At 59.2% G+C, this 25797-nt stretch carries 26 protein-coding genes; 19 read left to right on the plus strand and 7 right to left on the minus strand.

The features are described 5' to 3' along the window. Positions 1-12: 12 nt before the first annotated feature. Together lysS and FHS09_RS05280 are read left to right on the plus strand one after the other, a co-directional pair. Positions 13-1500 carry a lysine--tRNA ligase gene (gene lysS, locus FHS09_RS05275; protein WP_183457474.1) on the plus strand — a complete coding sequence of 496 codons (1488 nt, stop codon included), beginning with the start codon at positions 13-15 and terminating at the stop codon, positions 1498-1500. Positions 1501-1810: 310 nt separating this feature from the next. Then, on the plus strand, positions 1811-2449 hold the full coding sequence (locus tag FHS09_RS05280; protein WP_183457476.1) for a hypothetical protein: 639 nt from the start codon (positions 1811-1813) through the stop codon (positions 2447-2449). A 44-nt stretch (positions 2450-2493) separates the two neighbouring features. Here FHS09_RS05280 and FHS09_RS05285 read toward each other — a convergent pair whose 3' ends face one another. From FHS09_RS05285 to FHS09_RS05300, 4 genes are read right to left on the minus strand one after another with little or no spacing between them, the layout of a single operon-like run. Further along, positions 2494-3333, minus strand: a complete 840-nt coding sequence (locus tag FHS09_RS05285; protein WP_183457478.1) for a PDZ domain-containing protein — start codon at positions 3331-3333, stop codon at positions 2494-2496. A 4-nt stretch (positions 3334-3337) separates the two neighbouring features. After that, positions 3338-3949 (minus strand): TPM domain-containing protein, encoded by a 612-nt coding sequence (locus tag FHS09_RS05290; RefSeq protein WP_246394564.1) that lies wholly within the window; start codon positions 3947-3949, stop codon positions 3338-3340. Then, on the minus strand, positions 3949-4692 hold the full coding sequence (locus FHS09_RS05295; protein WP_183457482.1) for a TPM domain-containing protein: 744 nt from the start codon (positions 4690-4692) through the stop codon (positions 3949-3951). The genes FHS09_RS05290 and FHS09_RS05295 overlap by 1 nt, the downstream gene beginning before the upstream one ends. Before the next feature lie 4 nt (positions 4693-4696). Then, entirely contained in the window at positions 4697-5311 is a 615-nt protein-coding gene (locus FHS09_RS05300) for a LemA family protein (RefSeq protein WP_183457484.1), read from the minus strand. 81 nt (positions 5312-5392) lie between these two features. Between FHS09_RS05300 and FHS09_RS05305 the strand changes: the two genes are divergently transcribed. From FHS09_RS05305 to ung, 5 genes are all read left to right on the plus strand, one after another. Continuing rightward, on the plus strand, positions 5393-5929 hold the full coding sequence (locus FHS09_RS05305; RefSeq protein WP_183457486.1) for a YaeQ family protein: 537 nt from the start codon (positions 5393-5395) through the stop codon (positions 5927-5929). Between the two features lie 15 nt (positions 5930-5944). After that, positions 5945-6427 (plus strand): YajQ family cyclic di-GMP-binding protein, encoded by a 483-nt coding sequence (locus FHS09_RS05310; protein ID WP_183457488.1) that lies wholly within the window; start codon positions 5945-5947, stop codon positions 6425-6427. Positions 6428-6441: 14 nt separating this feature from the next. After that, positions 6442-7392 (plus strand): esterase-like activity of phytase family protein, encoded by a 951-nt coding sequence (locus tag FHS09_RS05315; RefSeq protein WP_246394567.1) that lies wholly within the window; start codon positions 6442-6444, stop codon positions 7390-7392. A gap of 51 nt (positions 7393-7443) precedes the next feature. After that, positions 7444-8031, plus strand: coding sequence for a uracil-DNA glycosylase family protein (locus FHS09_RS05320; protein ID WP_183457490.1), 588 nt, complete (start codon positions 7444-7446; stop codon positions 8029-8031). 115 nt (positions 8032-8146) lie between these two features. Beyond that, the gene (gene ung, locus FHS09_RS05325) at positions 8147-8869 is read left to right on the plus strand and encodes a uracil-DNA glycosylase (RefSeq protein WP_183457492.1); all 723 of its coding nucleotides are present in this window, start codon (positions 8147-8149) and stop codon (positions 8867-8869) included. A 210-nt stretch (positions 8870-9079) separates the two neighbouring features. Here ung and FHS09_RS05330 read toward each other — a convergent pair whose 3' ends face one another. Together FHS09_RS05330 and ygfZ are read right to left on the minus strand one after the other, a co-directional pair. Further along, positions 9080-9718 carry an RpiB/LacA/LacB family sugar-phosphate isomerase gene (locus tag FHS09_RS05330; RefSeq protein ID WP_183457494.1) on the minus strand — a complete coding sequence of 213 codons (639 nt, stop codon included), beginning with the start codon at positions 9716-9718 and terminating at the stop codon, positions 9080-9082. Between the two features lie 114 nt (positions 9719-9832). Then, complete coding sequence (ygfZ, locus tag FHS09_RS05335) at positions 9833-10876, minus strand: CAF17-like 4Fe-4S cluster assembly/insertion protein YgfZ (RefSeq protein WP_183457496.1); 1044 nt, start codon at positions 10874-10876, stop codon at positions 9833-9835. A gap of 136 nt (positions 10877-11012) precedes the next feature. Here ygfZ and FHS09_RS05340 point away from each other — a divergent pair, with 136 nt between their 5' ends. Then, on the plus strand, positions 11013-11258 hold the full coding sequence (locus FHS09_RS05340; protein WP_183457498.1) for an FAD assembly factor SdhE: 246 nt from the start codon (positions 11013-11015) through the stop codon (positions 11256-11258). After that, a complete protein-coding gene (locus FHS09_RS05345) occupies positions 11233-11682 on the plus strand; it encodes a protein YgfX (RefSeq protein WP_183457500.1) in 450 nt (149 codons plus the stop codon). The genes FHS09_RS05340 and FHS09_RS05345 overlap by 26 nt, the downstream gene beginning before the upstream one ends. Before the next feature lie 70 nt (positions 11683-11752). Here the strand turns inward: FHS09_RS05345 and nadB are convergent, their stop codons facing one another. Continuing rightward, on the minus strand, positions 11753-13360 hold the full coding sequence (gene nadB, locus FHS09_RS05350) for an L-aspartate oxidase (protein ID WP_183457502.1): 1608 nt from the start codon (positions 13358-13360) through the stop codon (positions 11753-11755). A gap of 164 nt (positions 13361-13524) precedes the next feature. On the opposite strand from nadB, the gene rpoE reads away from it, so the two are divergent. From rpoE to FHS09_RS05400, 10 genes are all read left to right on the plus strand, one after another. Then, positions 13525-14139, plus strand: a complete 615-nt coding sequence (gene rpoE / locus FHS09_RS05355; RefSeq protein ID WP_183457504.1) for an RNA polymerase sigma factor RpoE — start codon at positions 13525-13527, stop codon at positions 14137-14139. Between the two features lie 169 nt (positions 14140-14308). Continuing rightward, a complete protein-coding gene (locus FHS09_RS05360) occupies positions 14309-14995 on the plus strand; it encodes a sigma-E factor negative regulatory protein (protein ID WP_183457506.1) in 687 nt (228 codons plus the stop codon). A 23-nt stretch (positions 14996-15018) separates the two neighbouring features. Continuing rightward, positions 15019-15948 (plus strand): MucB/RseB C-terminal domain-containing protein, encoded by a 930-nt coding sequence (locus FHS09_RS05365; RefSeq protein WP_183457508.1) that lies wholly within the window; start codon positions 15019-15021, stop codon positions 15946-15948. Further along, positions 15945-16394, plus strand: a complete 450-nt coding sequence (locus tag FHS09_RS05370; protein WP_183457510.1) for a SoxR reducing system RseC family protein — start codon at positions 15945-15947, stop codon at positions 16392-16394. Before FHS09_RS05365 ends, FHS09_RS05370 begins: the two co-directional genes overlap by 4 nt. A 308-nt stretch (positions 16395-16702) precedes the next feature. Continuing rightward, positions 16703-18370 carry an endo-1,4-beta-xylanase gene (locus tag FHS09_RS05375; protein WP_183457512.1) on the plus strand — a complete coding sequence of 556 codons (1668 nt, stop codon included), beginning with the start codon at positions 16703-16705 and terminating at the stop codon, positions 18368-18370. Between the two features lie 225 nt (positions 18371-18595). Then, the gene (gene ycjG / locus FHS09_RS05380) at positions 18596-19543 is read left to right on the plus strand and encodes an L-Ala-D/L-Glu epimerase (protein WP_183457514.1); all 948 of its coding nucleotides are present in this window, start codon (positions 18596-18598) and stop codon (positions 19541-19543) included. A gap of 190 nt (positions 19544-19733) precedes the next feature. After that, positions 19734-20888, plus strand: coding sequence for an efflux RND transporter periplasmic adaptor subunit (locus tag FHS09_RS05385; protein WP_183457516.1), 1155 nt, complete (start codon positions 19734-19736; stop codon positions 20886-20888). A 9-nt stretch (positions 20889-20897) separates the two neighbouring features. Then, complete coding sequence (locus FHS09_RS05390; protein WP_183457518.1) at positions 20898-24029, plus strand: efflux RND transporter permease subunit; 3132 nt, start codon at positions 20898-20900, stop codon at positions 24027-24029. Then, on the plus strand, positions 24022-24714 hold the full coding sequence (locus FHS09_RS05395; protein ID WP_221191809.1) for a CerR family C-terminal domain-containing protein: 693 nt from the start codon (positions 24022-24024) through the stop codon (positions 24712-24714). The genes FHS09_RS05390 and FHS09_RS05395 overlap by 8 nt, the downstream gene beginning before the upstream one ends. A gap of 244 nt (positions 24715-24958) precedes the next feature. Beyond that, the gene (locus FHS09_RS05400; RefSeq protein WP_183457520.1) at positions 24959-25780 is read left to right on the plus strand and encodes a helix-turn-helix domain-containing protein; all 822 of its coding nucleotides are present in this window, start codon (positions 24959-24961) and stop codon (positions 25778-25780) included. The last annotated feature ends 17 nt before the right edge of the window (positions 25781-25797 follow it).

Below are 25797 nucleotides of genomic sequence, written 5' to 3' on the forward strand. Positions count from 1 at the left end.
CGACGGATCACCATGACAGATACCCAGCAAGACGAAAACAAACTGATCGCCGAACGCCGCGCCAAGCTGTCCTCGCTGCGCGAAAAGGGCAATGCTTTTCCGAACGCTTTTCGCCGCGAAAACCTGGCGGCGGATCTGCAGAATGAGTTCGGCGAAAAAACCAAGGAAGAGCTGGAAGAGCTGGGCAAGAGCGCCTGTGTGGCCGGACGTATTCTCGCCAAGCGCGGGCCCTTTATGGTGATCCAGGACGTATCCGGGCGCATCCAGTTATATGCGGACAAGACTGCGCAGAAGGATATCAAGGAGCGCTTCGGCGCCTGGGATATCGGCGATATCGTCGGTGTACAGGGCGCACTCCACAAGTCCGGCAAAGGCGATCTCTACGTGACCTGCGAGGAGTTCACCCTGCTCACCAAGGCACTGCGCCCGCTGCCGGAGAAATTCCACGGCATCGCCGACCAGGAGCTTCGCTACCGCCAGCGCTATGTGGACCTGATCGCGACACCGGAGTCCCGCGAGGTTTTCCGCATCCGCTCGCGGGTGATCGAATATATCCGCCGCTTCCTGAACGGCCACGATTTTATGGAAGTGGAGACGCCGATGCTGCAGGTGATCCCCGGCGGCGCCACCGCGCGTCCGTTTATCACCCACCACAATGCGCTGGATATCGACATGTACCTGCGCGTGGCGCCGGAGCTATACCTGAAGCGTCTGGTGGTGGGCGGCTTCGAGCGGGTCTACGAGATCAACCGCAATTTCCGCAATGAGGGCCTGTCCACCCGACACAACCCCGAGTTCACCATGCTCGAGTTCTACCAGGCCTACGCGGACTACAACGACCTGATGGACCTGACCGAGGAGATGCTGCGCGGCATCTGTTCCGAAGTGTTGGGCTCGACGACGATCGAGTACCAGGGCAGCAGCTACGACTTTGCCAAGCCGTTTACGCGCCTGTCGGTGTTCGATTCCATCCTCCGCTACAACCCCGGCCTCAGCCACTCCGATATCGACAATCTGGAAAACGCCCGCGCGGTGGCGGAAAAACTGGAAATCCCGCTGAAAAACAGCTGGGGCCTGGGCAAGGTGCAGATAGAGATTTTCGAGAAGACCGTCGAGCACCGCCTGGACCAGCCGACCTTTATCACCGAGTATCCCACCGAGGTGTCGCCGTTGGCGCGGCGTAACGATGAAAACCCCTTCGTTACCGACCGCTTCGAGTTCTTCGTCGGAGGCCGCGAGATCGCCAACGGCTTCTCAGAGTTGAACGATGCCGAGGACCAGGCCGAACGCTTCCGCGCCCAGGTGGCGGAGAAGGACGCGGGCGACGACGAGGCTATGCACTACGACGCCGACTATATCCGCGCCCTGGAATACGGTATGCCGCCCACCGCCGGAGAGGGCATCGGTATCGACCGCTTGGTGATGCTGCTGACCAACTCGCCGTCCATCCGCGATGTGTTGCTGTTTCCGCATATGCGCCCGGAAACCACTGCGGAATAATTGTATCGTCTATTACCAGGCCCCAGTAATTGGGGCCGACCCGAATGGCACTAAGTGCTGTCGATTACACTCCGCAACAGCGTCGAAGCGGAATAAGCATCTCTTATTCTGGGTATCAGAATTTCACTCTGACCCGAATTTATTTTTTTCGTATGGGTGGGCGATTTAGGTATTATTGGACGCAAATCATTGGGGTTGTTATCGGCATTTGTGGGAGCTTTTATTTTCCGCCTGCTATATCCGATCAGTTTCCAAAACCAATATTCCGCTGCCGGAAAAATTTTTGTAACAATGAGAAGAGGGATGTTCCATGTTTGTCAACAGCGAGGAATTCAATGAGCCGACCAGCCGCCAGTGGGCCATGGGGGCGGATACGCGCCCTAAAAACGCACTGGTGGACGGGCGCGGCAGAGTTTTGGCCTATTCCCAGACCGGTGGCATGATTTCCCCCGCCCGGCACGAGCTGCACAGGGGCACAATTCTGTACCGTTTTGCCAGTGGCAGTGCCGAGCTTTCCAAGGCGGTGACCGGGGGCTGGTGGGTGGCCAAAGCTGAATTCGAGCAGCTCACCCGCTTTGCCCAGGCTCACGGCGTACACGTGGCCATGGCTGCGCGACACCTGTGCTGTGTGCCGCCGGAGTGGAGCGATATGGGCTTGCTGATGCGCGTCCAGGTACAGGATCCCCTGCTTGCATATCGTGGCCTGGGCAACCGGGTCGTAGTGCCGAAAGATGATGGCTATGGCGCTGTGCGCATGGAGCCGCACAACAATCTCGCTTCGCGGCGGCTGCACCAATTGTTTATTCCCGGTTTGCAGGAGCGCGCCGATAGGACGCCGGAGCGGGTATTGCCGGGGGCGCTACTGGTGGAGCGCACCTGGAAACTGGATTCGGCGGATACCAATCGCGGTTGGATCTACGTACCGGGGCTCTTTGACAAACAGGACTAGTGGAGCTGGCGGCCGGTGGAGTTTATCGTATCGCCAGCGGCCTCCTACCCCTGAATCCCCAGCGGCCCGCTGGGCACATAGATGGTTTCAGTACTACTGCTTCCCTCGCGCTGTATTTCCACCGGTACCGTTTTTCCGGGGTCCACACGGTATATCTGTGAACGCAGATCACCGGAGTGGAAGACGCGCTCGCCGTTGTAGGAAACTATCTTGTCCCCCGGCTTCAGGCCGATATCCGCGGCCGGCGTGCCCGGTACGATATTGTCTACCTGTAGCTCCTGACGCCCGCCGTTGACCTCCAGGTAGAGCTCGAACTCCTGCGGGCTCAGCTCGTGTTCGAACATTTTGCGCGGGTTGCTGTAGGTCTCCAGCTTGTCGCGCAGGGCGTTTGCCTCCGCGGTGGACTTGTCGTCCAGGTGGCGGTATTTGTAGGTCAACTGCATGTGTTCGTACTGGAACCGCTCCTGCTTGTCGAGAATGAATTCAGCCCTGTCGGGGTTGAGGCCCGCGTCGATCAGGCGCTGGCGCTGCATCTCGCGATACTTGCGGTAGCGCTCCTGACGGGAATCCTGGGGAGTGTGGGGTGGTTCCTCATGTCCCACTGTGGCGGCGGTACGGGTCTCCATGCCTTCCGGTTCTCCCTGTTCCATCTGCCTTCTCAGGTCCTCCACCAGGTCGAACAGGCGGGACTGGATCTGAATGGAGTCCCGCAGGGAATCCTCCAGTTTTTTCACCCGGTCTTCCAGGTTGTTGTCGGAGCTGAACAGCTGTGACAGGCGACCGTTGCCGCCGTTGCTCTCTCCCCGATTCCAGCCAATGGAGTAGGCGCCGAAGGCCAGTAGGGTACCGAGGATGAACAACGTAACAGGTTTTCCCAGTTTCATAGCGCTAGTCCAGGATAATCAGGTGATTGGGCAGTTCGTTTTTGATCTCGCTGACCGGAGTGGTCTCCTGCAACAGCTCTCCGCACTTTTCCACGCAGTGCACAAAAGCCTCTCCGGTTTTGCCGCGCTTGATCTCGCGAATGAAGTTTTCCACGATTTCACTCCAGCTTTCATTGGTGATCCGCTCGGCCAGCCCGCGGTCGGCGAGAATCTCCACATAGTGCTCCGCCTCGGCGACGAAGATCAACAGCCCCAGGCGCCCGCGGGTGCTGTGCAGTTCCTGCTCCAGGAACTGGCGCCGCGCCAGGTTGGCGGCCCGCCAGTATTTCACTTTTTTCGGCACCAGGCGCATGGTCAGCGGGCGCCAGCGGAACAGCACCGCCAGGGCGATAAACAGTAGCCACTGCAGGGTGAAGGCCTCGCGGTAATCCAGCCACCAGGGCAGGAATTGCGCCAGCGGCGCCAGCAACAGTGAGAGGAAGGCGGCCCAGAGGGTGGAGATATACAGGTAGCTGTCCGCCTCCCGCGCGAGTACCGTGACCACTTCCGCGTCGGTGCGCGACTCCACTTCTTTGATCGCTTCAGCGACTTTGCGCCGCTGTTGGCCTTCCAGCATCACCATCCTCCCGAGGCCCCTCCGCCGCCGAAACCACCTCCACCGCCGCTGAAGCCGCCGCCTCCGCCAATGCCACCACCGCCAAATCCGCCGCCGCCATAGTAGCCGCCGTAGCGGCCCCGGCGATATCCCCGGCTGGCAGCGGATGCTCCCAGTACCGAGGTGGCGAACAGCTGCAGCATCACCAGCAGCAGGAAGAGACCCACCAACACCGCCAGGCGCCGGTGGCCGTCGGTCTCGGTGGGTTCGGGCACGTACTCATTCTGGATCGCAGAGATAATGGACTCCACGCCCGCGGTGACACCGCCGTCGAAATCGCCGCTTTTGAATTTCGGCAATATCTTGGTGTGAATGATATTCGCGGAGAGAGCGTCCGTCAGCGCCCCTTCCAACCCGTAGCCCACCTCTATACGCACTGCGCGCTCGTCGGGTGCGACGATCAGCAGAACCCCGTTGTCCCGGCCCTTCTCGCCGATCTTCCAGTGGCGCCCCAACTGGTAGCCGTACTCCTCGATAGTGAGCCCCTGGAGGTCGGGCACTGTGACCACCACCAGCTGGTTGCCGGTCTTCTTTTCGTGCAGCTGCATCAATTCGGTGAGCTGGAAGACGGTGTCCCGGCTGAGGATACCAGCCTTGTCTACCACCCGACCGGAGAGCAGTGGGAATTGGGTCTCCGCCAATGCCCCGACTGCACAGAGCAGCGCGAGCAGGATGAGGGCGACCTGGGTGCGGCGCTCGATCATCGCGCTACCGGAAGTCCACTTCCGGGACTTTTTCAGCGTCTTCGCTGGTGGTTCGGAAGGTCTCGCGCAGGGGCATGTCCCGGTAGAGGATCGCGTGCCAGATACGCCCGGGGAAGGTACGTATCTCCCGGTTGTAGCGCTCCACGGCGGCGATATAATCCCGCCGGGCCACACTGATGCGGTTTTCCGTGCCTTCGAGCTGGGATTGCAGGGCCAGGAAATTCTGGTCCGCCTTGAGGTTGGGGTAGCGTTCCACCACCACCATCAGCCGGGCCAGGGCGCTGGACAGCTGCGCCTGGGCTGCCTCGAACTGTTGCAGTTTGGCCGGGTCGTCGAGCATATTCGGGTCCAGCTGTATGGAACTGACCTTGGCCCGGGCCTCGGTCACCGCCTGCAGCGTCTCGCGCTCGTGGGCGGCGTAGGCCTTGACGGTTTTCACCAGGTTGGGAATCAGGTCGGCGCGGCGCTGGTACTGGTTCTCCACCTGGGCCCAGGTGGCTTTGACCTGCTCGTCGTAGGTGGGGATATTGTTGATGCCACAGCCGCTAAGCCCCAGGGCCAGGAGGCCGAACAGGGCGCCCAGCAAGGCCCGGCGGCCGGCGGTGAACACTGAACGCATACCGGATACCCGTATTTTGTCCCGAGACCCCAAGAATAGCTGGCTCCTGGATACAGCGGCGCCAGCCTATAGGAAGCTGTAATGGCATTAAAAGCGACTATCTTCAAAGCCCGGCTGCAGGTTGCCGATATGGATCGGGACTACTACGGCGAACATCAGCTGACCCTGGCACGCCACCCCTCGGAGACCGACGAGCGGATGATGGTGCGCCTGCTGGCCTTCGCCCACAACGCCGCGGACGGCCTGGAATTCACCCGCGGCTTGTCCTCCGACGACGAGGCGGACCTGTGGCTGAAGAACCTCAGCGGTGAAATCGACCTGTGGATCGAGGTGGGTCTGCCGGCGGAAGAGCGCCTGCGCAAGGCCAGTGGCCGCGCCGCGGAGGTGTTGGTGTACAGTTACGGGCGACGCACCGCACCGATTTGGTGGCAAAAACAGCGGGATGCGCTGGCGCGTTTCGACAATTTGCGTGTCTACCACCTGCCTGCGGATGCCTGCGAGCAGATGGCGGCGATGGCGGCGCGCAATATGGAACTGAATGTGACTATCCAGGATGGCCAGCTCTGGCTCAGCTCTGATACACAGAGCGTGGAAGTTACCCCGGAAATTTGGAAATAGGAAACGGAGAAACATATGCCTTCCTTCGACATAGTGTCCGAAGTGGACAAGCACCAGCTCACCAACGCCGTGGATCAGGTGAACCGCACCGTGACCAACCGCTTCGACTTCAAGGGGGTGGACGCCGAGGTGGAGATGAACGATTTTTCCCTGGTGGTGCGCGCCGAGGCGGATATCCAGGTGGACCAGATGGTGGACATGCTGCGCGGAGCACTGATCAAGTGTGATATCGATCCACTGGCCATGGAGGTGGGCGAGAAGGAGCAATCCGGCAAACAGGTGAAGGTGCCGGTCACCTTGAAAAACGGTCTGGACAAGGAACTGTCAAAAAAGATCATTAAAATGATTAAGGACGAAAAACTCAAGGTGCAGGCGGCGATCCAGGGCGACCAGGTGCGTGTCACCGGCAAGAAGCGCGACGATCTGCAGCAGGTGATCGCCATGCTGCGGGGCAAGGAACTGGATCAGCCCCTGCAATTCGATAACTTCCGCGACTGATCACTGGAATCCTTTTGCTTAGAAATCTTCTGCTGGGCGGCCTGCTGACATTGCTGCCGCCCTTCGTATCGGCGACCCCCGTACACCCTGCGCAATTACTGGCAAGCTATTGGCTGAATGACAGCGCCGGCCTGGATATTTCCGGGCTGAGCTTCTGCAGCGGCGAACTGCTGGCGGTATCCGACAAGAACTCCGCGGAAATCTATGCCCTGGACCTGGCAGGGCAGGGCGCTGTGCTGGCTTCCCGCATCGGCCTGCAAGGCCTGAATGTGCCGGACGGAGAATCGGCAGGCCCGATGGCGGCGCTACTGGATCTGGTCCGCGACGGCCAGGCGATGGATTTCGAGGGTATCAGCTGCGACGGCGATACCGCCTACCTGCTGAGCGAGCGTTACAACCGCCTGGCCAGGCTGGAGGCTAATGGGTCGGTTGCCTGGCTGCCGTACCGCTGGGCCGCGGATGCGCGCGAGCGCGGTTACCTGCGGAAGGTCAACGCCGCCAGCGAGGGAGTGGTAAAGGCTGGCGATGATTTCTGGATCGCCATGGAGCGGGAACCCCGGGGCTTGTTGCGGCTGCGCGCCGACACCGAGCCGGAAATATTTTCCATTCCCCCGGTGGCCGGCCTGGATTTCCGGAGTCGCTCTGAAGACGTCACCGGCCTCGCCTACCACGACGGTGCGCTCTTCACCCTGGAGCGTAACGCCTTCGCCGTATGCCGGCGCTCCCCGGAAACCCTGCGCGCGCAGTGGTGCATCGACTACCGGGCGATCGAAGAGGCCCCGCAATTCGTCTACCGGGAAACCCGCTATGGCAAGGGCGAGGGACTGGCGGTGGACGCCAGCGGCATCCACGTGGTATTGGATAACAACAACGTTGCCCGCGCCGCCGATCCGGACGACCGCCGCGCGCTCCTGCTGCACTTGGCATTCCCTCCCGGGACCGCGGAGCTGTTTTGGGTGCGCTGAAGGCTCCAGCTCCGCAAGCGGGCCGAAGGCCCGCCTTTATGAGGTAAAACTTTGGCTAGCCGACGACTGATCACCCTCCTCGAAGAAGTCCGCAACTGCCGCCTCTGCGAAGACCAGCTCCCCCTCGGCCCAAACCCGGTAGTGCGCGCCGCAAAATCCGCGCGCCTGCTGATCATCGGCCAGGCCCCGGGCACCCGCGTGCACGCCACCGGCACCCCCTGGAACGACCCCTCCGGCGATCGCCTGCGGAAATGGCTGGCGATGGACCGGGACACCTTCTACGACGAATCCCACATAGCCATTATTCCCATGGGCTTCTGCTACCCCGGCCGCGGCAAGGGCGGCGACCTGCCGCCGCGCCCGGAATGCGCGCCCGCCTGGCACCGGAAACTGCTGGAACAGCTGCCGAATTTGCAACTCACTTTGCTGATAGGGCAGTATGCACAGCGTTACTATCTGCCCCACTGGTATGGGAGCATTACGGAAAACGTGCGCCACTTCCGCGACGCCCTGCCCGAGAGTTATTTTCCGCTGCCGCACCCCAGCCCCAGAAATACCCTATGGCTGCGCCAGCGCCCCTGGTTCGAGGAGGAAGTGGTGCCCGAATTGCGCAGGAAGGTAAAAAAGGTACTGGGTTAACTCCCCTCTCCCGCTTGCGGGAGAGGGGTTGGGGGAGAGGGCCCTGCGAGCTCCCCCTCTCCCTAACCCTCTCCCCAAAGGGGAGAGGGGACAGATCGAGCATTAAGGAATCCCCATGCAAGTCCCCAACAATATAAAAATCCATCCCTCCTGGTACGCCGTCCTGCAAGACGAATTCGAAAAGCCCTATATGGAGCAGCTGCGCCAGTTCCTGCGAAAGGAAAAGGCCGCGGGCAAGGTCATCTATCCGCCGGGCCCACAGGTTTTCAACGCCTTCAACTCCACCCCATTCGAAGAGGTCAAAGTGGTGATACTGGGCCAGGACCCCTACCACGGCCCAGGCCAGGCCCACGGCCTCTGTTTCTCGGTAAAACCCGGCGTACCCGTACCGCCCTCGCTGCAAAATATCTTCAAGGAATTGCAATCCGACCTGGGGATTGATCCCCCAAACCACGGCTGCCTGCAACCCTGGGCGGAGCAGGGCGTGCTGCTGCTGAACGCAACACTCACGGTGGAGCGGGGCAGGGCGGGTTCACACCAGGGGCGCGGCTGGGAGCAATTCACCGATGCAGCCATTCACAAACTGGCTGAGAAACGAGAGGACCTGGTGTTTATCCTCTGGGGCAGTTACGCGCAGAAGAAGGGCGCTTTTATCGATAGCAACAAACACCGGGTGATGCGCGCTCCTCACCCGTCGCCGCTGTCCGCCCACCGCGGTTTCTTCGGCACCCGACCTTTCTCTCAGGCCAATGACTATCTGCTGAGCAATAGCAGGGAGCCCATCGACTGGGCGCTGCCGGTGGCGGCGGAGTTGGATCATGTGGCGGTGGAGGTATAGGGGAAGGGGGAAAAGGCCGTCCGAAGACACTGTGCCATTGTAGGAGCCGTCCGGCCGGGAGCGGCCCATGGCAATGGCCGCGATTGAAAGTTGGAGGCGGCTGGTGGTTTGATCGCGGCCAACGGCCGCTCCCGGCCGGACCGCTCCTACAAGGTTTTGATCGAATCAGGTAGGAGCGGCCGTTGGCCGCGATCAGACTACCGATAACCTTCAGCCGTCCAGCAAGCTGCGCACGTAGTCTTGCAACGCCTGATCCTGCGCGTACTCAAAAAAACAGGCCTGGAAGCGCTCGCCGGTAACGGCGGTTTTGACCAGCTCCTGATCCAGCGCCTTGAGGCCTTCCATGTAGTCCTTGCACATGGCGGCCTTGACGCCGTTCAGGATGCCGGCGTTCTGCACCTGGCTCTCTTTGCGCTCCGGCGGGTAGCCCTGGCCCTTCTCGCCGGTGAAGGCTTTTTCGAAGATGTAGCGGCAGTTCAGTTCAGCGCCCCAGCCGAAACCCTTGGCGAAGGCCAGTGACAGGGCATTGCCGTTGTTGATCTGGGCGAACAGGTAGGCGTCGGAGGGGTCGATGCAGTAGCCGCAGACGACTCCCGGGTGGGCGTTCAGGGACATGAGCGCGCCCTGGCCGGTGCCGCAGCCGCTGATGACAAAATCCACGGCCTTGGAGTTGAGTAGCAGGCCCGCCATGATGCCCAGGTGGATGTAAGTGAGGCGGTGGTCGTTGTCGCCGTCCATACCCACATTGAAAACCTGGTGGCCCTGTTCCGCGGCCACATCGTTCAGTTGTTCCAGCACAATCGGGTTCTTCGCCGCCTGGCTGAACTCGTTCATCAGTGCGATTTTCATAATTCTCCTCATTCCCCAAAAAAAGAAATTGGCTTGGCTCAAGTGTGAGGACGAGAAGGTATCAGGAGTGAGGTGGTCAGTCCAATAGTGATGGCATAGGAGTCAGCCGTCGTTCTACGCCAACGGGTCTGCCTCGGCATCATAAGGCAATTCCAGGATCTCCAGCGCGCGCCCATCCGCGAGTCGCAATTTCTCGCCGGTGGCGACCTTGCCGATGGTGAGTACCGCCAGCAGCTCGGTGCCGTGTTCGCCGCGGCAGGCCACTACCAGGTTGCCGATGCTCTGTTCGCCTTCGCCGTAGATTTCCAGTCCCGGGGCGGGGATTTCCCCGGAGGTGCAGCGGGCGCGATAGAGGCGTCGCTTGGCGGCGCCGCGGTATTGCATTCGCGCTACCACTTCCTGGCCGGTGTAGCAGCCCTTCTTGAAGCTTACGCCGCCGAGCAGGTGCAGGTTGGTCATCTGCGGGATAAACATTTCGCTGGTTTCGGCGTGCAGTTGGGGAATACCCGTGGCTATCTGCTGTTGCAGCCAGTGGCAGTAGCCCGCCGGATCGGCCGACGCCGTCAGGCGTTGCCAGAGATTTTTGGATTCCTGTGCCGGTACCAGCAGGGCGACCTGTTGATCGCTTACCACCTGGGCGACGGCGCGCTCACCGCCGCAGTCGAATACCCGCAGTTCGCCCTCCGCCAGGTCGTCCAGGCCCAGCAGCTCCGACGCGCGGGCGGGCGCATTCCGCCCCTGCAGTCCCAGCCAGCGGACCCGGTCGCCGATATCCTGCAGTTCGGTTTTGAAGAAGACGGCGTATTTGCCCAGGGTGTCGCGGGCGATAGGCGCCAGATCCCGGGGCAGGCGGAGGAAAAATTCGCTGTGGGACAGTTTCAGTGCGCTGAAGGCGCTGATCATGCGGCCCTTGGGGTTGCAGTGGGCGCCGAGAGTGCTGTGGTTGTCCGGCAGGGTGACCAGATCGCAGGTGAGCTGGCCCTGGAGAAATTTCTGGCTGTCCGGGCCTTCGACGGAGACGGTGCCGAGGGGGCTCAGATCCACCAGGTGGAGGTCGGCCTCGGTGGCCGGGAAGTGGGCAGCGGGGCTGGGGGTATCTACGTCCTCCCAGATGGCGCCTTCCGAGCTGAGAAAATCCTGCCACTGACGTTGATCCATAGTTGCCACCTGCCATCGGGGGTTGTCTGAGGGTGGATTAATTTTGGGGTGGTGGGCGCTTTTTCAAGCCGCTTTTTCAGGTTCTTGGGGCCAGCAGGTATACTGCGCGGCATTCACTGTTGGTTGGAAGAGAAGTATGGATCGCAACCGCCTGTTTTGGGCTAGCCGTCGCGGTATGCTGGAGTTGGATCTGGTGCTGCTGCCGTTTCTGGAAAATGTCTACGATACCCTGGACGAGACCGACCAGCGGCGCTATCAGCAGTTGCTGGAGTGCGAGGACCAGGACCTGTTCTCCTGGTTCCTGCGCCGCGAGGACCCGGATGATCCGGAGCTGCAGCGCATCGTACAGGTGATCCGTGACAACACCGGATTACAGCAGTAGTTATCCCGCTTATTTCGAAAGAAGCGCCCGGCTCACCTGCGCCGTGGCGCCCTCCCGCTTCCTTTTTGCCCTCCTGCTGCTGATTGCCGCACAGGCGTTGCTGCTGTTGTGGTGGTGTCGCTTGCCCTGGTTTCTGCTGCTGCCGGCGACTCTGCTGGTGCTGGTCTATTCCGCGTATGAGTGGCGGCGACTGCGGCGTGTGCGAGGGCTGCTGAGCACACGCGAGCGGCGCTGGTTCTGGCGGCAGGAAGACGATGTCGAGCGGGAATTCGAATTTTCCGGCGAGCTGGTGCTCTGGTCCTGGCTGATCGTGATCAACGGATGCGACCCGCGCGGGCGGCGGCTGCGGCTGGTGCTGGCGTGGGACTCTCTGGATACCGACGACTGGAGGCGGTTGCTGGTGGCGCTGCGCTATTCGCGGTGAGAGGAGACTAACTATATGGGATATGGGCAAAGCCCGTGCAGCGGGCGTGCCCATCAATCTCAGCCCCCGGTCAGACAAACTGCCGCTGGTCGGCAAAATTCTCCGGCACAAGGATGGTGTCCATCGCCAGCTCGCGCAGCTGCGGGTAGTCGAGGGAGTAGTGCAGTCCGCGGCTTTCGCGGCGCTCCAGCGCCGAGCGGATGATCAGCTCGGAGACCAGGGCCAGGTTGCGCAGTTCGATCAGGTCGCTGGTGATCCGGTAGTTGGCATAGAACTCGCGGATCTCCTGCTGCAGCAGCCTCACCCGGTGCTCGGCGCGCAGCAGGCGCTTGCGGGTGCGCACAATACCCACGTAGTCCCACATAAAGCGGCGCAGTTCGTCCCAGTTGTGGGAGATCACCACATCCTCATCCGAGTCGGTGACCCGCGAGGCGTCCCAGGCCGGCGCCGAGCGGGGCGGCTGTACAGAGTCGAGTACGCCGTCGATATGCAGCGCCGCGGAGCGGGCGTACACCAGGCATTCCAGCAGTGAGTTGCTGGCCAGGCGGTTGGCGCCGTGCAGGCCGGTGAATGTGGTCTCGCCGATGGCGTAGAGCTGGTCCAGGTCGGTGCGCCCGAACTGGTCGACCATCACCCCGCCGCAGGTGTAGTGGGCGGCGGGTACCACCGGAATCGGCTCCCGGGTGATGTCGATGCCATACTGCAGACAGTTGTTGTACACCGTGGGGAAGTGTTCGCGCACGAAGCTCCCGTCCTTGTGCGAGATATCCAGGTAGAGGCAGTCGGCCCCCAGGCGCTTCATCTCATGGTCGATGGCGCGCGCGACGATATCCCGCGGCGCCAGCTCGCCGCGGGGATCGAAGTGGTGCATAAAGCGGTTGCCATCGGGCAGCTTGAGCTGTGCACCCTCGCCGCGGAGGGCTTCGGTCACCAGCATCGCCTTGGCTTTGGGGTGGTAGAGGCAGGTGGGGTGGAACTGGTTGAACTCCATGTTCGACACCCGGCAGCCGGCGCGCCAGGCCATGGCGATGCCGTCGCCGCTGGCGCCGTCCGGATTGCTGGTATAGAGGTAGGCCTTGCTGGCACCGCCGGTGGCCAGCACCACGGCTCGGCCCTGTAACAGTTCCACCTCTTCGCTCTGCTTGTTGTACACGTAGCAACCGGCGCAGCGGAAGCGGCCCTTCTGCGGGTCCGGCTGGCGGATCAGGTCGAGGGCGATATGGTGTTCGAAGCAGTCGATATTCTCCGCTGCGCGCACTCTTTCGATCAGGGTGCTGTGTACCGCGCGGCCGGTGGCGTCGGCGCTGTGGATGATGCGCCGGTGGCTGTGCCCGCCCTCCTTGGTGAGGTGGTAGTCGCCGCGCTCGCGGGTGAAGTCGACTCCCTGGTCGATCAGCCACTGGATCGCCGCCGCGCTGTTTTCCACCGTGAGACGCACTGCGTCCGGGTGGCAGAGTCCGGCGCCTGCGTCTAAGGTGTCAGCGATATGTGATTCCACCGAGTCCATCTCGTCCAGTACTGCGGCGATGCCACCCTGGGCGAACCAGGTGGAGCCGTCCCGCAGACGCTGTTTGGACAGCAGGGCCACGCGGTGGCGCGCCGCCAGGTGCAGAGCCAGGGTGAGACCCGCGGCGCCGCTGCCAATCACCAGTACGTCGTAGTTTGCTTGTGCGCTCATAGAGTTTTATTAGTACTTGAGGGTCGCGTAGTATAGCGCCAATGTTACATTCGTCGATTTGGCCCGGAACTTATGCCCTATCACCAGTGTCTTGAACTGCACAGAATAAATGCTTGCGCCGTGGCGGCCGGTGGGTGCCGCAGCGTTTTGGCCGGGAGTAGGGGATGACAGCGCAACAGGCGTCGCCGAGTGACCGCCAGTTGGTGGAGCGGGTACAGAAAGGGGATAAGCGCGCCTTCGACCTGCTGGTGCTGAAATATCAGCACAAGATACTCGCGGTAGTGAGCCGCTTTATCAAGGATCACAGCGAAGTGCAGGACGTAACCCAGGAGGCCTTTATCAAGGCCTACCGCGCCCTGGCCAATTTCCGTGGCGAGAGTGCCTTCTACACCTGGATGTACCGCATCGCCATCAATACCGCGAAGAACCACCTGGTGTCCCGCAGCCGCCGTCCCCCGTCCTCCGATGTGGACCTGGAAGACGCCGAATACTACTCCGGCGCCGACCTGCTGCGGGACAACGACACCCCGGAGAGCCAGCTGTTTCGCGACGAGCTGGAAGCCGCGGTGCACGGGGCCATCCGCGCGCTGCCGGAGGACCTGCGCTCGGCGGTGACCCTGCGCGAGATGGAGGGGCTCAGTTACGAGGAGATCGCGGAGGTGATGAACTGCCCGGTGGGCACCGTGCGCTCGCGTATTTTCCGCGCCCGGGAGGCCATAGACCGCACGGTACAGGCGGTGCTGGCGGGGGAGCCGGAGACCCTGGGCGACCGCGGATGAACACCTTGTTGGGGGTTTGTAAGAGGGTGGGATCTGTCGGCGGATTTTCCAGCCTCACGGAACGAAATATTTTCCGGATATAGAGAAACAATCGGCCGGGTATCCGGTCATAACTAACAACGGGTCCCGGCGCTCCCTGCACCGGATTGTAAAAAGAGGCTCAACCCCTATGTCCCACGGGAATCATCAGGATCGTCTGAACGAATCGCTATCGGCACTGATGGATGGCGAGGCCGGTGAACTGGAGCTGCAGCGTCTGCTGAAAGCCAGTGCGGCATCCAAAGAGGTGGGCGAACGCTGGTCCCGCTACCAGTTGGCCGCCAATGTGCTGCGCGGCGAGCGGGTGGCGTCGGTCGACCGCAGTTTGGCGGCGAATATCTCCGCGGCCATCGCACAGGAGGAGCCCCTCTCCCAATCGCACGGTGAGGGGAGCGCGGCGAATGCCCACGCGGCGCGGGGCCGCTGGCGGCGCTCCCTGTCCCGCGGCGCAGTAGCCGCAACCGTGGCCTTTGCCGCTATCCTCGGCGTGCAACAGCTTTCCCAACCCCAGCCCGGCGGTGACCTGGTTGCCAGCGGGGCCGAACGCCCCGAACAGCAGCCGGTGCAGTCCCTGCCGCAGCCCAGTGGCTTCTATGTTCCGACACCCAATACCCGTACGGTGAGCACCGCGGCTCCGCGCCTGGTGCCCGACAACCCGGTCGCCGGCCAGGCCCAGTTCCACCAGGCACCCCCTCCCGAGCTGATGCGCCACCTGAACCGGGTAATGATCCAACACTCCGAGCAGGCCGCGCACATCGGCAGCCAGGGCATGGTGCCTTTTGCCCGTGCCACCTACGGCGAACAGAGCGGACAGTAGCGGCGATGCATTCTGTGGGATACATGCGAAAAGCCAACAGCGTGCTGTTGGCTTTGTTGTTACTGGTACCGGTCGCCCGCGCCAGCGAGGAACAGAGGCAACCGGAGGAATCGGAGCAACTGGAGCACTGGCTGGGCAAACTCTCGCGAGCAGTGACCGAATTGGAGTACCGCGGCCTGGTGACTTTCGAACACGCGGGAATGCTGGAGACCCTGCAGGTTGTGCACGCGGTGCGTAACGGCGAACAGATTGAGCGGGTGCGCTACCTGAGCGGCGAACCGCGCGAACTGGTCAGCCGCGGCTTCAGTGCAAACTGCCGGCGCGGGGACAATCCGATGGCGCGGGCCGCACTCTGGAGCAAAGCCGGGCAGGCAGATGTTCAAAACGCCTATCAATTCTTTTTGCACGGTGAAGAGCGTATTGCCGACCGCGACGCAGTAGTGATTGAAGCGCGGCCCCGCGACAAACACCGCCTTGGTATGGTGGTCAGTCTGGACCGGGAGACGGGCCTGCCGCTGAAGTCCATGCTGGTAGGCGAGCGGGGCCGGGTGCTGGAGCGCTACCAGTTTGTACGGCTGGATCTCTCCCCCCTTCCTGACAGCGCGCTGAAACCTCAGTCCGCCAGCGCTCGCCGGATCGACAACAGCGGCGCTTGCGCCACGGCGCAGAGCCGCTGGCAACTGCGATGGATACCCGATGGCTTCAAGTCCGTGGCCATCCACACGCTGCCGGACGGCGACATGCTGGTGTTCAGCGATGGTCTCAGCGTCTTTAGCGTCTTCGTGCAGCAGTTGGGCCGGGAGCTGGAGTTCAAGGGGCGCGCTATCCGCGGTGCTACCGTAGCCTATATGGATCGCTTCGAAGTGGACGACACCCAGTATACCGTGACCGTGGTGGGCGAGATTCCCGACGACACCGCGCGATTGCTGGCGCGCGCGGTGTCGTCCAAATGATCGAAGAGCGCGGTCGCATCGTGGCCGTTGAGGCTGACGCTGTGTGGGTGGAAACCATTCAGCGCAGCGGCTGCCACGGCTGTGCCGCGAAGCCTGGGTGTGGCACCGGCCTGCTGGAGGACTACTGGGCCAGGGCGTCGCGTATTCGCGTGGCGCTCGACGGCCGCGATCCCGGGCGCATCTCCCTCGATGATTCCGCCGTGATCGGCATTGCCGAAAAGACGCTGGCTGGCGGTGCGTTGCTGGTGTATCTCCTGCCTTTGATTTCGTTATTGCTGGCTGCACTGGCCGGAGAGAGGCTGGCCGGAGAAACCGGTGCCATTGCCGGTGCCGTGCTGGGTTTGATCGCCAGCGCTGTGCTGGTGCGCCTGTACAGTCGCCGCCACGCCGCCAATCCCGCCTTTGCCCCGCAGCTGCTGCATATCGAACCCGCCTCTCGCCACTGACTTCTCTCCTGTTCACCGCATGGTGGATGCCGTTGTCGCTCCATGTGTGGACGCTCTGCTGATTCCTGCTATTTGAGGAACTCAGCGCCAAAATAACTGACACCATGCTTTTTTCGGGGCAACTTGCTTGACGGGCGTAACATATCGGTTCAATTTAAATGATAGCGCTACCAACTCGTTGCGTCAGATTTATCCCCTGTTGTTTTCCACGCTATTCCTATGCTTTTTGTACACAAAGTTCGGAGAATCGGTTGGTGGTAGCGTTACCATATTAACTGACTAATAATATAAATAGGCAAGGTGGCCCAATGAAAATCCTATTCAGATTCATACTGCTGCTGTCCGGTATTCTATCGGCTGCGCAGGCGTTTGCTTCGTTTAGTTGTAGCGTGGTCCCGAATGTCTGGGGCAGTGGTTACCAGTTGGATGTGACGGTGACCAACGACGGCCCGGATACCATCGACGGCTGGACCGTGCAGCTCGACTTCGGCGAGCCGGCCAATGTCACCAGCAGTTGGAACGTCATCAAAAACGGGGGCGACACGGCGACGCCGTCGTTCAGCAACTGCTGTGCCTGGAACGGCAACCTGGCGGCGGGGGAGAGTACCACTTTCGGTTTCCAGGGCATCCACGACGGCAGCTTCGAACTGCCCAGCTGTGCCGGCGATGGCGATCCAGGCGGCAGTTCGTCTTCCAGCTCTTCGAGCAGTTCCAGCAGCTCTTCAAGTTCGAGCAGTTCGTCCGGTTCCGGCGGCAATATGATTGTGGTGCGGGCGCGCGGAACCACTGGCACGGAGTCCATCACCCTGGCGGTGGGCGGCAGTCCGGTGCAAACCTGGACGCTTTCCACTGCTATGGAGGACTATTCGGCGGCCACGGCTCTGGACGGTGACATCACAGTGGAATTCACCAACGACGACGGCGCCGATCGGGATGTGCAGCTGGATTTCATCCAGGTCAACGGCGATATCCGCCAAGCCGAGAACCAGAGTGTAAATACCGGTGTCTGGGGCAACAACCAGTGCGGCGGCGGTTCGAACAGCGAGTGGCTGCACTGCAACGGCCTCATCAATTTTGGTCTGGTTTCCGGATCGGGTTCATCGTCATCATCGAGCAGCAGCTCAGGTGGTGGCTTGCCCGACTTCTTCGTGGGCAACATCACCACCTTTGGGCAGGTCCGGTCCGACTTTGTCCAGTTCTGGGACCAGATTACGCCTGAAAATGAAGGCAAGTGGGGTTCAGTGGAGGGAACCAGAGATGTCTACAACTGGAGCGGCCTGGACGCGGTATATAACTATGCCCAGGAACACAACATACCGTTCAAGCAACACACGATGGTGTGGGGAAGCCAAGCCCCGGGCTGGATCAATAATCTGAGCCCCGCGGAGCAGCGGCAGGAAATCGAGGAGTGGATTCGCGATTTCTGTGCGCGCTACCCGGATACGGCCATGATTGACGTGGTGAACGAGTCCACGCCGGGGCATGCGCCGGCCGCGTATGCGCAAAGTGCCTTCGGCAACGACTGGATTATCGAGTCGTTCCGGTTGGCCCGGCGGTACTGCCCGAACGCCACGCTGATCCTTAACGATTACAATGTTCTGAGCTGGAACACCACAGAGTTTATCGAGATGGCGAGGCCCGCTGTCAACGCCGGCGTGGTGGACGCTATCGGTGTGCAGGCGCACGGTCTCGAGGGCTGGTCCTTATCGGATCTGGAGAACAACCTGAACCGGGTGGCGGCGCTGGGATTGCCGATTTACGTCTCCGAGTACGACGTCGCGGAAACCAACGATCAAACACAGCTCCAGATCATGCAGACACAGTTCCCTATGTTCTACAACCATCCGTCGGTGGCGGGGATCACTCTGTGGGGTTACGTGGTCAACGGAACCTGGGTCACCGGCAGTGGCCTTATTCATGAAAATGGGACTCCGCGTCCGGCCATGACCTGGCTGATGGATTTCCTGAATAGATAAGTTTTTATCGGAACGCAGGTGGTACTCTACCGATAGATAAAATCGCCTCTCAAAAAAGAAGCAGCGCCCTTATTACAAAGGGCGCTGCTTTTGCCGCGCAGTGGATTCTCAATAAGAAGGGGGGCTGCGCCGCCCACCACGAACTCCGTGCCAGACTACGGATTTCCTCCCGCCACTGACTCCCTCTCCTAAACTGTTATTTCCAGGGAATTTGGAGGTGAGTCTATGCGCGCCCGCTGCTACGCGGAGAGTTGGCCCCTGCGCACGGCATTCGTGATTTCCCGCGGCGCGCGCACCGAGGCCCGGGTGGTCGTGGTGGAAGTGACCGGGGAAGGAGTGACCGGCGTCGGCGAGTGCACCCCTTACGCGCGCTACGGTGAGAGCGCCGACTCGGTGATTGCCCAATTAGAGAAAGTGCTGCCGGAAGTATCCCGCGGGCTGGGCCGCCGTCAATTGCAACCTCGCATGCCTGCCGGAGCCGCACGCAATGCGCTGGACTGTGCGCTGGCGGACTGGGAGGCGAAGCGCAACGGTGCCGCACACCCAGGGCCCGATTCCCTACCCACGGTGCAGACCCTGACGATCGACACCCCCGCGGCCATGGCCGCGGCGGCGGGGATTGCCGTGGGGCAGGGCGCCGGTGCTTTGAAACTGAAACTGGACGACCGCCAAGTGCTGGAGCGGGTCGCAGCGGTGCGCGGCGCCGCGCCGCGCGCGCAATTAGTGATCGACGCCAATGAGGCCTGGCGTACGGAAACCCTGGAGGAGCGCTGCCAGCAGCTACTGGGTTTGGGAGTGACCATGCTGGAACAGCCCCTGCCCGCGGACGACGACGCCTTTCTTGCCAGTTTCTCCCACCCGCTGCCGATCTGTGCCGACGAGAGCTGTCACACCCGCGCCGACCTGCCGCGCCTGCGCGGCCGCTACGAAATGGTCAACATCAAATTGGACAAGACCGGCGGTATCACCGAGGCGCTGGCCCTGGCGGAAGAGGCCGGGCATCAGGGCTTCCAACTGATGCTCGGATGCATGCTGTGCACCTCGCGGGCTATCCGCGCGGCCTGGCCGCTGGGGGAGAAAGTGCGCTTTCTCGACCTGGACGGTCCCACCTGGCTGGCAAAGGATGTACAACCGTCATTGCGCTTTGCCGGTGGCCGGGTTTACTGGGTTTGACTCTCCGTCGACATCCGTTGAGGAGCGGATGTCATGCTCGTGGATGACACTGGTGATCAATCAGTTCTCCTGAAAAATTCCCCATTTCCGAAAAGATGGCGCGCTAATAAACCTGTGTAAGGTGGGTTTGATTGCGAGTTTAATCAAATGATTATATGTTCGCTTAATCATTTGATTAAGAGATTGAACGATGAGTGACTGCAGAGCGCGTTACAGCCACTTCCCACCTGCATGGCCGGGGGTTTTTGCACTGGCGAGTATCATATTTCTGTTGGTGGCCTGCTCCCGCTCCGCCGAGGAAACCGCGGTCGCGCCGCCGCTGCGGGTGGTGGACACGGCGCTGGTACAGAATGTCGGCGCGGAGCGGGTGGTGACCCTGTCCGGACGCGTGCGGGCGGCCGAACAATCGGCGCTGAGCTTCGAGGTAAATGGCGAGATCGAGAACCTGTCGGTGGATGTGGGGGATCCGGTCGAGGTCGGCCAAGTTCTGGCGCAGTTGGACGACACGCGTTATCAGCTGGCCCATGCGCTGACGGTTTCCAATGAGGCCGAGGCCCTCGCTACTTTCCACGAGCGCAAGCTGGATTATGAGCGCCAGCGCAAGCTGATCGATCGTGGAGTGGTGAGCCAGGCGAGGCTGGACAGCGCCAAGGCCGCGATGGACACGGCCCGCTCCCGGTACGAATCGGCCAGGGTGTCCCGCAGGATGGCGGAGCGCGATCTCCGGCTGACCAAATTGAAGTCCCCGTTTGCCGGCTCGATCAGCCGGCGGTATGTGGAGCCCTCTGAGCGGGTCAATTCCAACCAGGTCATCCTGGAGGTGATCTCCGATCGCCAGGGATTTGAGATAGAGACCAGTGTGCCGGAGAACCTGATTGGCGAGCTGGATGTGCAAGTGCTCCAGTCCATTGCTCTCCCGGCAGTCGGGGTCGCCAATATCCCCGCCCGTGTCCGGCATATCGGCACCCAACCGGAGTCCTCCAACAATTACCCGGTGGTGCTGCTGGTGGAACAGTCGGTGGGGGGGATCAGGTCCGGTATGACTGCGGAAGTCCGCCTCACGTTTGCCGACCGATCCGCTGCGAACGCCGTCAGGGCAGGGCAGCTGGCGGTTCCATTGACGGCCCTGGTTTACGGTGCCGGCGAGAGTGCCCACGTGTTGCGGGTATCAAAGGAGGGGCAGTTGGAGCGCATAGAGGTGCGGGTCGTTTCACTGGGGGAACAGAGTGCAACAGTTAGCGGAGAGCTTTCCGCCGGCGACCGTGTGGTTGCCCGGGGAGTGGAGTTTGTCTCCGCCGGAGATCTGGTGGCGGTGCTGGGGCAGGGCCCCGAGCGGTTTAATTGAGGGCGACCCATGAATCTGTCCCAGTTGGCTTTTCGCTACCGCCCGGTTGTTCTTCTGGCCACGGTATTGATGGTGGTCTACGGCGCATTCAATTACTTTTCCCTGCCTGCGCGGGAAGATCCAAAGATCACTATTCGGGAGGCGGTGATCAGCACCATGCACCCGGGGCTTCCGGCGGAGCAGGTGGAAGAATATATAACCAAACCACTGGAAGAGCGGGTGCGGGCCCTGGGAGAGGTGAAAAGAGTCCGTTCCACCTCCATGCATGGCCGTTCACTGATTCATGTCGAGATTCACTACAACTATTTCGATCTCGACCAGATCTGGGAGAAGGTGCGCAAGCAGATAGGCTTCGCCGAAGCGGAGTTGCCGGAGGGGACCCAAACCCCGGTGCTGAACGATGAGTTTGGTGATGTGGCGGTGGTGACTGCTGCTCTGACCGCTGAGGATTTTTCCCAGGCAGAGCAGTTGGAGATGGCCGAGCATATCCGTACCCGGCTATACGCCATCGAAGGCACCAAACGGGTGGAGCTATTGGGAGTCCAACCTCAACGAATTTATATCGATCTGCCGAAGGCCCGATTCGCGGAATTGGGCCTGTCGCCCACCGAACTCGCTTCCCAATTGCAGGCACGCAACGTACTGCCGCCGGCCGGTACTATCGAGACTGGTGAACAGCGCTTTGTTTTGCAGGTATCCGGCGAATACCGCAGCCTGAGTGAGCTGGAGCGGGCCGAGATCGAACTCTCCGGTGGCCGTGGAACCGTTCGCCTGGGAGATATAGGGGCTGTGAAACGGGGTTACATGGAGCCGGTGGAGCAATCGGCTTATTTCAATGGGCGACGGGCTATCGTATTTGCGGTCTCGATGCTCGACGATTACAGCGTACTGGATTATGGGCAGCTAGTAGCGGAGACACTGGAAGGTATCCGCACCACCCTGCCTGCGGGCTACAGGCTGGAGATCATGACTTTCCAGGCCGATCAGGTGGCAAGTGCCGTTTACGGCGTCAGTGCCAGTGTCATCCAGACTCTGGTGATTGTACTTGGGGTCGTGGTGTTATTCCTCGGTGTGCGCACTGGGCTCATTGTCGGCTCCATTATTCCTGTAGTTATGTTGATCACCCTGGCGGTCATGGGCTTTATGGACCTGACCCTGGAACGTATGAGTCTGGCTACCTTGGTTATTTCCCTCGGTTTGCTGGTGGACAATGCCATAGTAATCGCTGAGGATTTCAAAACCCGCGTTGCGGGTGGCTGTTCCAGAGATGAGGCTCTCCGGCAGACCGGTGGAGAATTAGCGGTTCCCCTGCTTTCATCTTCCCTCACCACTATTCTGGTGTTTCTTCCGTTGATGCTGGCGAAGCACGAAGCCGGTGAATATGCGCGTTCGATTTCCATCGTCATCGCAATCACTCTGCTGGCCTCCTGGTTGTTGTCACTGACGGTGACACCGGTGCTTTGTCACCGTTTTCTGAAAATATCCGATAACAAGATAGATGGGCAAAAATCAGCGGAAAGTATTTCCGATCGCCTGTTCCGCGCGATGTCGAGCCGCTACGAACGAAGACTCAGATGGGTGATGCGCCACCGTCCAGCGTTTCTGCTATTCATGCTGTTGATGCTGATCTGCGGTGTCAGCCTGATGATGCTGGTTCCCAAGAAATTCTTCCCCGATTCCGACCGGAGTCAAGTTCTGGTCTATATAGATTTCCCATCGGCGATCTCGGCAACAGAAGCGGATCGCAAGGTCCAGGCTATCAGCGCCAGATTGCGCGACGATCCCGAGCTGGTTCCGAAAATCACCGGAATTGCGGCCTACGCCGGCTTTGGTGGCCCGAGGTTTGTGCTGTCCCTGACACCGATAGATCCTGCAACTAACAAAGGTTTTATGGTACTCAATGTGCGGGAACGTCAGCAGGTGGACGAAGTTATCTGGTCTGTACGCAGTATTTTGCAGCAGGAATTTCCGGGAATTGCATCGCAAGTCACCAAGATGTTTCTCGGTCCTTCGGACAGCACTGTATTGGAAGTGCAGGTCAAGGGACCCGATCGGGAAGTACTTTTCTCCACTGCAAAGAGTGTCGAGACTATTTTTAATGCTGTACCCGGAGCATTGGACGTAAAGCAGAGCTGGGAAGCGCGTATTCCTTCACTGAAGGTGGAGGTGGATCAGGCGCAGGCCCGAAATGCCGGCCTGACTTCCAGCGATATAGCACGTTCCCTGCGCGGTGCCATTAACGGTTATCAGCTCAGTCAATACCGTGAAGGCGAACGCATTATTCCCATTGTGTTGCGATACGAGGATGAGGAGCGTGCAAGCCTGCAGCGGCTCAGATCTCTTATCGTCTATCCTCTGGAGCGGCCGGGGGAAGGCGTCCCTCTTAATCAGGTGGCCAATGTAAAACTAGGAAACAGTTACTCTCGTATCGACAGGGATAATCTTGTACGCAGTATCACTATTCAAGGGCGAAATGGCCGCATGACGGCGGAAGACGTGGTGCCGGAAGTCCAACCAAAACTGGACGCGCTGCAGGCAGAGCTACCGCCGGGACACTGGATTGAATTCGAAGGTGTTGTGGCTGAGTCTGCCGAGGGAAAAGCCGCTATGTCCGCAAACATGCCTGTCTGCTTGGGTTTGATCTTTATTCTGTTGGTGGCCCAGTTCAACTCCTTTAGGCGGCCGTTGTTGATCCTGTCCACCATTCCATTGATTGTCATCGGGGTAGCTCTGGGCCTGCTTTGCATGCGTGCGAATTTCGGCTTTATGGTGCTGTTGGGAATTTACAGTTTGGCCGGAATAATCATCAACAACGCTATAGTGCTGATTGATCGTATCGATATCGATCGGCAGGATACGGCACTCACAATGTTCGAAGCAGTGATTCGAGCATCGGTACGCCGCTTGCGTCCCATCGTAATGTCAACAGTCACTACCATCTTGGGTTTTCTTCCCCTGATCATAGGTCGGGATCCTTTATTTTACGGTATGGCCAGTGCCATGGCATTCGGATTGGCTATCGGAACACTGATGAGCTTGGCGGTTGTACCAGTGTTATACAGTTATTTCGTCGGGGTGGAAAATGCTGGACAAAGAAACCCGGGTGATTCCTTTGACAACCAAATAGAAGAATATGGGTGATAGTCTTATGATTCAAAAAAGACAGTTCGAAGATGAGACCGCAGGAAAATTGATTGCAGCCGGCATGCAACTGTTTGGTGAATTTGGGTTTAAGGGAACCACTACACGTATGATCGCCAGTGAGGCACACTCAAATATTGGGTCGATTGCCTATTACTTCGGGAACAAGCGAAATCTATATCTGGCGATTATAAGGCATATAGCAGATCGTATGAGGGAGCAGTTTGACTTGGATATGATGAAAAAAGGACAGCTGCCTGAGGGGTTAACACAAGAGGAGGCTCGCCTGGCGTTAAGAAGGATTGTAAAGGATATGATACGGACTTTTATAGCAGATGATGAGGCAAGTTGCTGGTTGTTGTTGGTAATGCGGGAGCAGGCCCATCCGACAGAGGCGTTCGATATCCTCTACGAGGAGGTTTTCGATATGGTGTATAAGTTTTTAGGAAGCCTGATAGCCATCCTGATAGATATAGATGAAAGAGATACCCGGGTCACGTTGGAGGCCCATACCCTGGTAGGTCAAATAGTTTTCTTTTTGGTGGGTCGTATTCCTCTGCTCAGACGGCTGGAAAACAAGAATGGATACGATGCGGAGCTTATAGATCTGGTGGAAAAAACGATACTTTCTCATATTGATTTCTATGTCAATAACAGTTTTCAGAGTGATACGAAAGTTGAGTAGTGGTGATGATGGATTCCTAAAGAATAGGAATTTTTTATGAAAAAGGAGTGCATAATGTAAACATGAAGCAAGGGGCTGTTAATTTAAAGGAGTCATATTGGTATATTTTGGAAATTCATGACTGCCAGCAGAGTGATGAGATGTGTATTGTACCTCTGTCGCCAAATTAATAATATAAGGAAAATTGGTTGCTTAGGTATTAATAAATTAGGGATTTCTAGTTGTTGTTACTTTGGAGAAAAAAATGGACGTAGGCTACATTCAGGATTGCAAACAACATAGAAAACATTTGCCGGGAAAGATACTATCTCCTTATGTCAATTGTTACCAGATAATATCTGGTACCTTTGAACGGACAAAACTTATTGATCTTTATCCGGATGGTGGGGTTGGTGTCATAATAAATCTCGGGGGGGCGATTACACTTAATGACAAGATATTTGGAAAGGGGGTTTATTTTGATGGGGCAAACTCTAGAAATGTGCTTCTGAGAGTTAGTGGGGACGTTAATCTTATAAGGGTGCGTTTTAATCCAGGTATGTTTTGTCTTTTCTTCAATGCTGACTTGGAGAACTACCATAATGCTTTTAATAATCTCTACTCTATAAATTGTATATTGCCAAAAAATTTCTTTAGATTCCTGGAATTATGCTCGTTTGATGAACAGAAGGTAACCTCGATTGAAGCATGGCTTACTTATAATCTATCAGACCCGGATGGTAATATGTCTTTGGTTCTGTCAACTCTTGAGTATATTTCATCCAGTCACTACGATGTAAGACTGCAGGCTCTGGCAGAAGAAATGGGTATAGAGATAAGAAAACTTCAACGTCTTTTTAAGAAAAGAGTGGGGATGAGTCCGAAAAAATTGATCAAACTGCTGCGTGCAGATTTTGCCAGGAAAATGTTGGACACATGTGGATCGTTGAGTTGTCTGGATATTACTTACCGCTGCGGTTACTACGATCAAGCGCACTTTAATCGCGAGTTTAAGGATATTTATGAAATCACACCAAATGAATACAGAAAACGCTTGTTTTCTGAGAAGAGTGAGTGTATAGCATAGATGGTATGAATAGTTAG

Origin of the sequence: Microbulbifer rhizosphaerae (assembly GCF_014191725.1) — a bacterium.
Classification (GTDB): domain Bacteria; phylum Pseudomonadota; class Gammaproteobacteria; order Pseudomonadales; family Cellvibrionaceae; genus Microbulbifer; species Microbulbifer rhizosphaerae.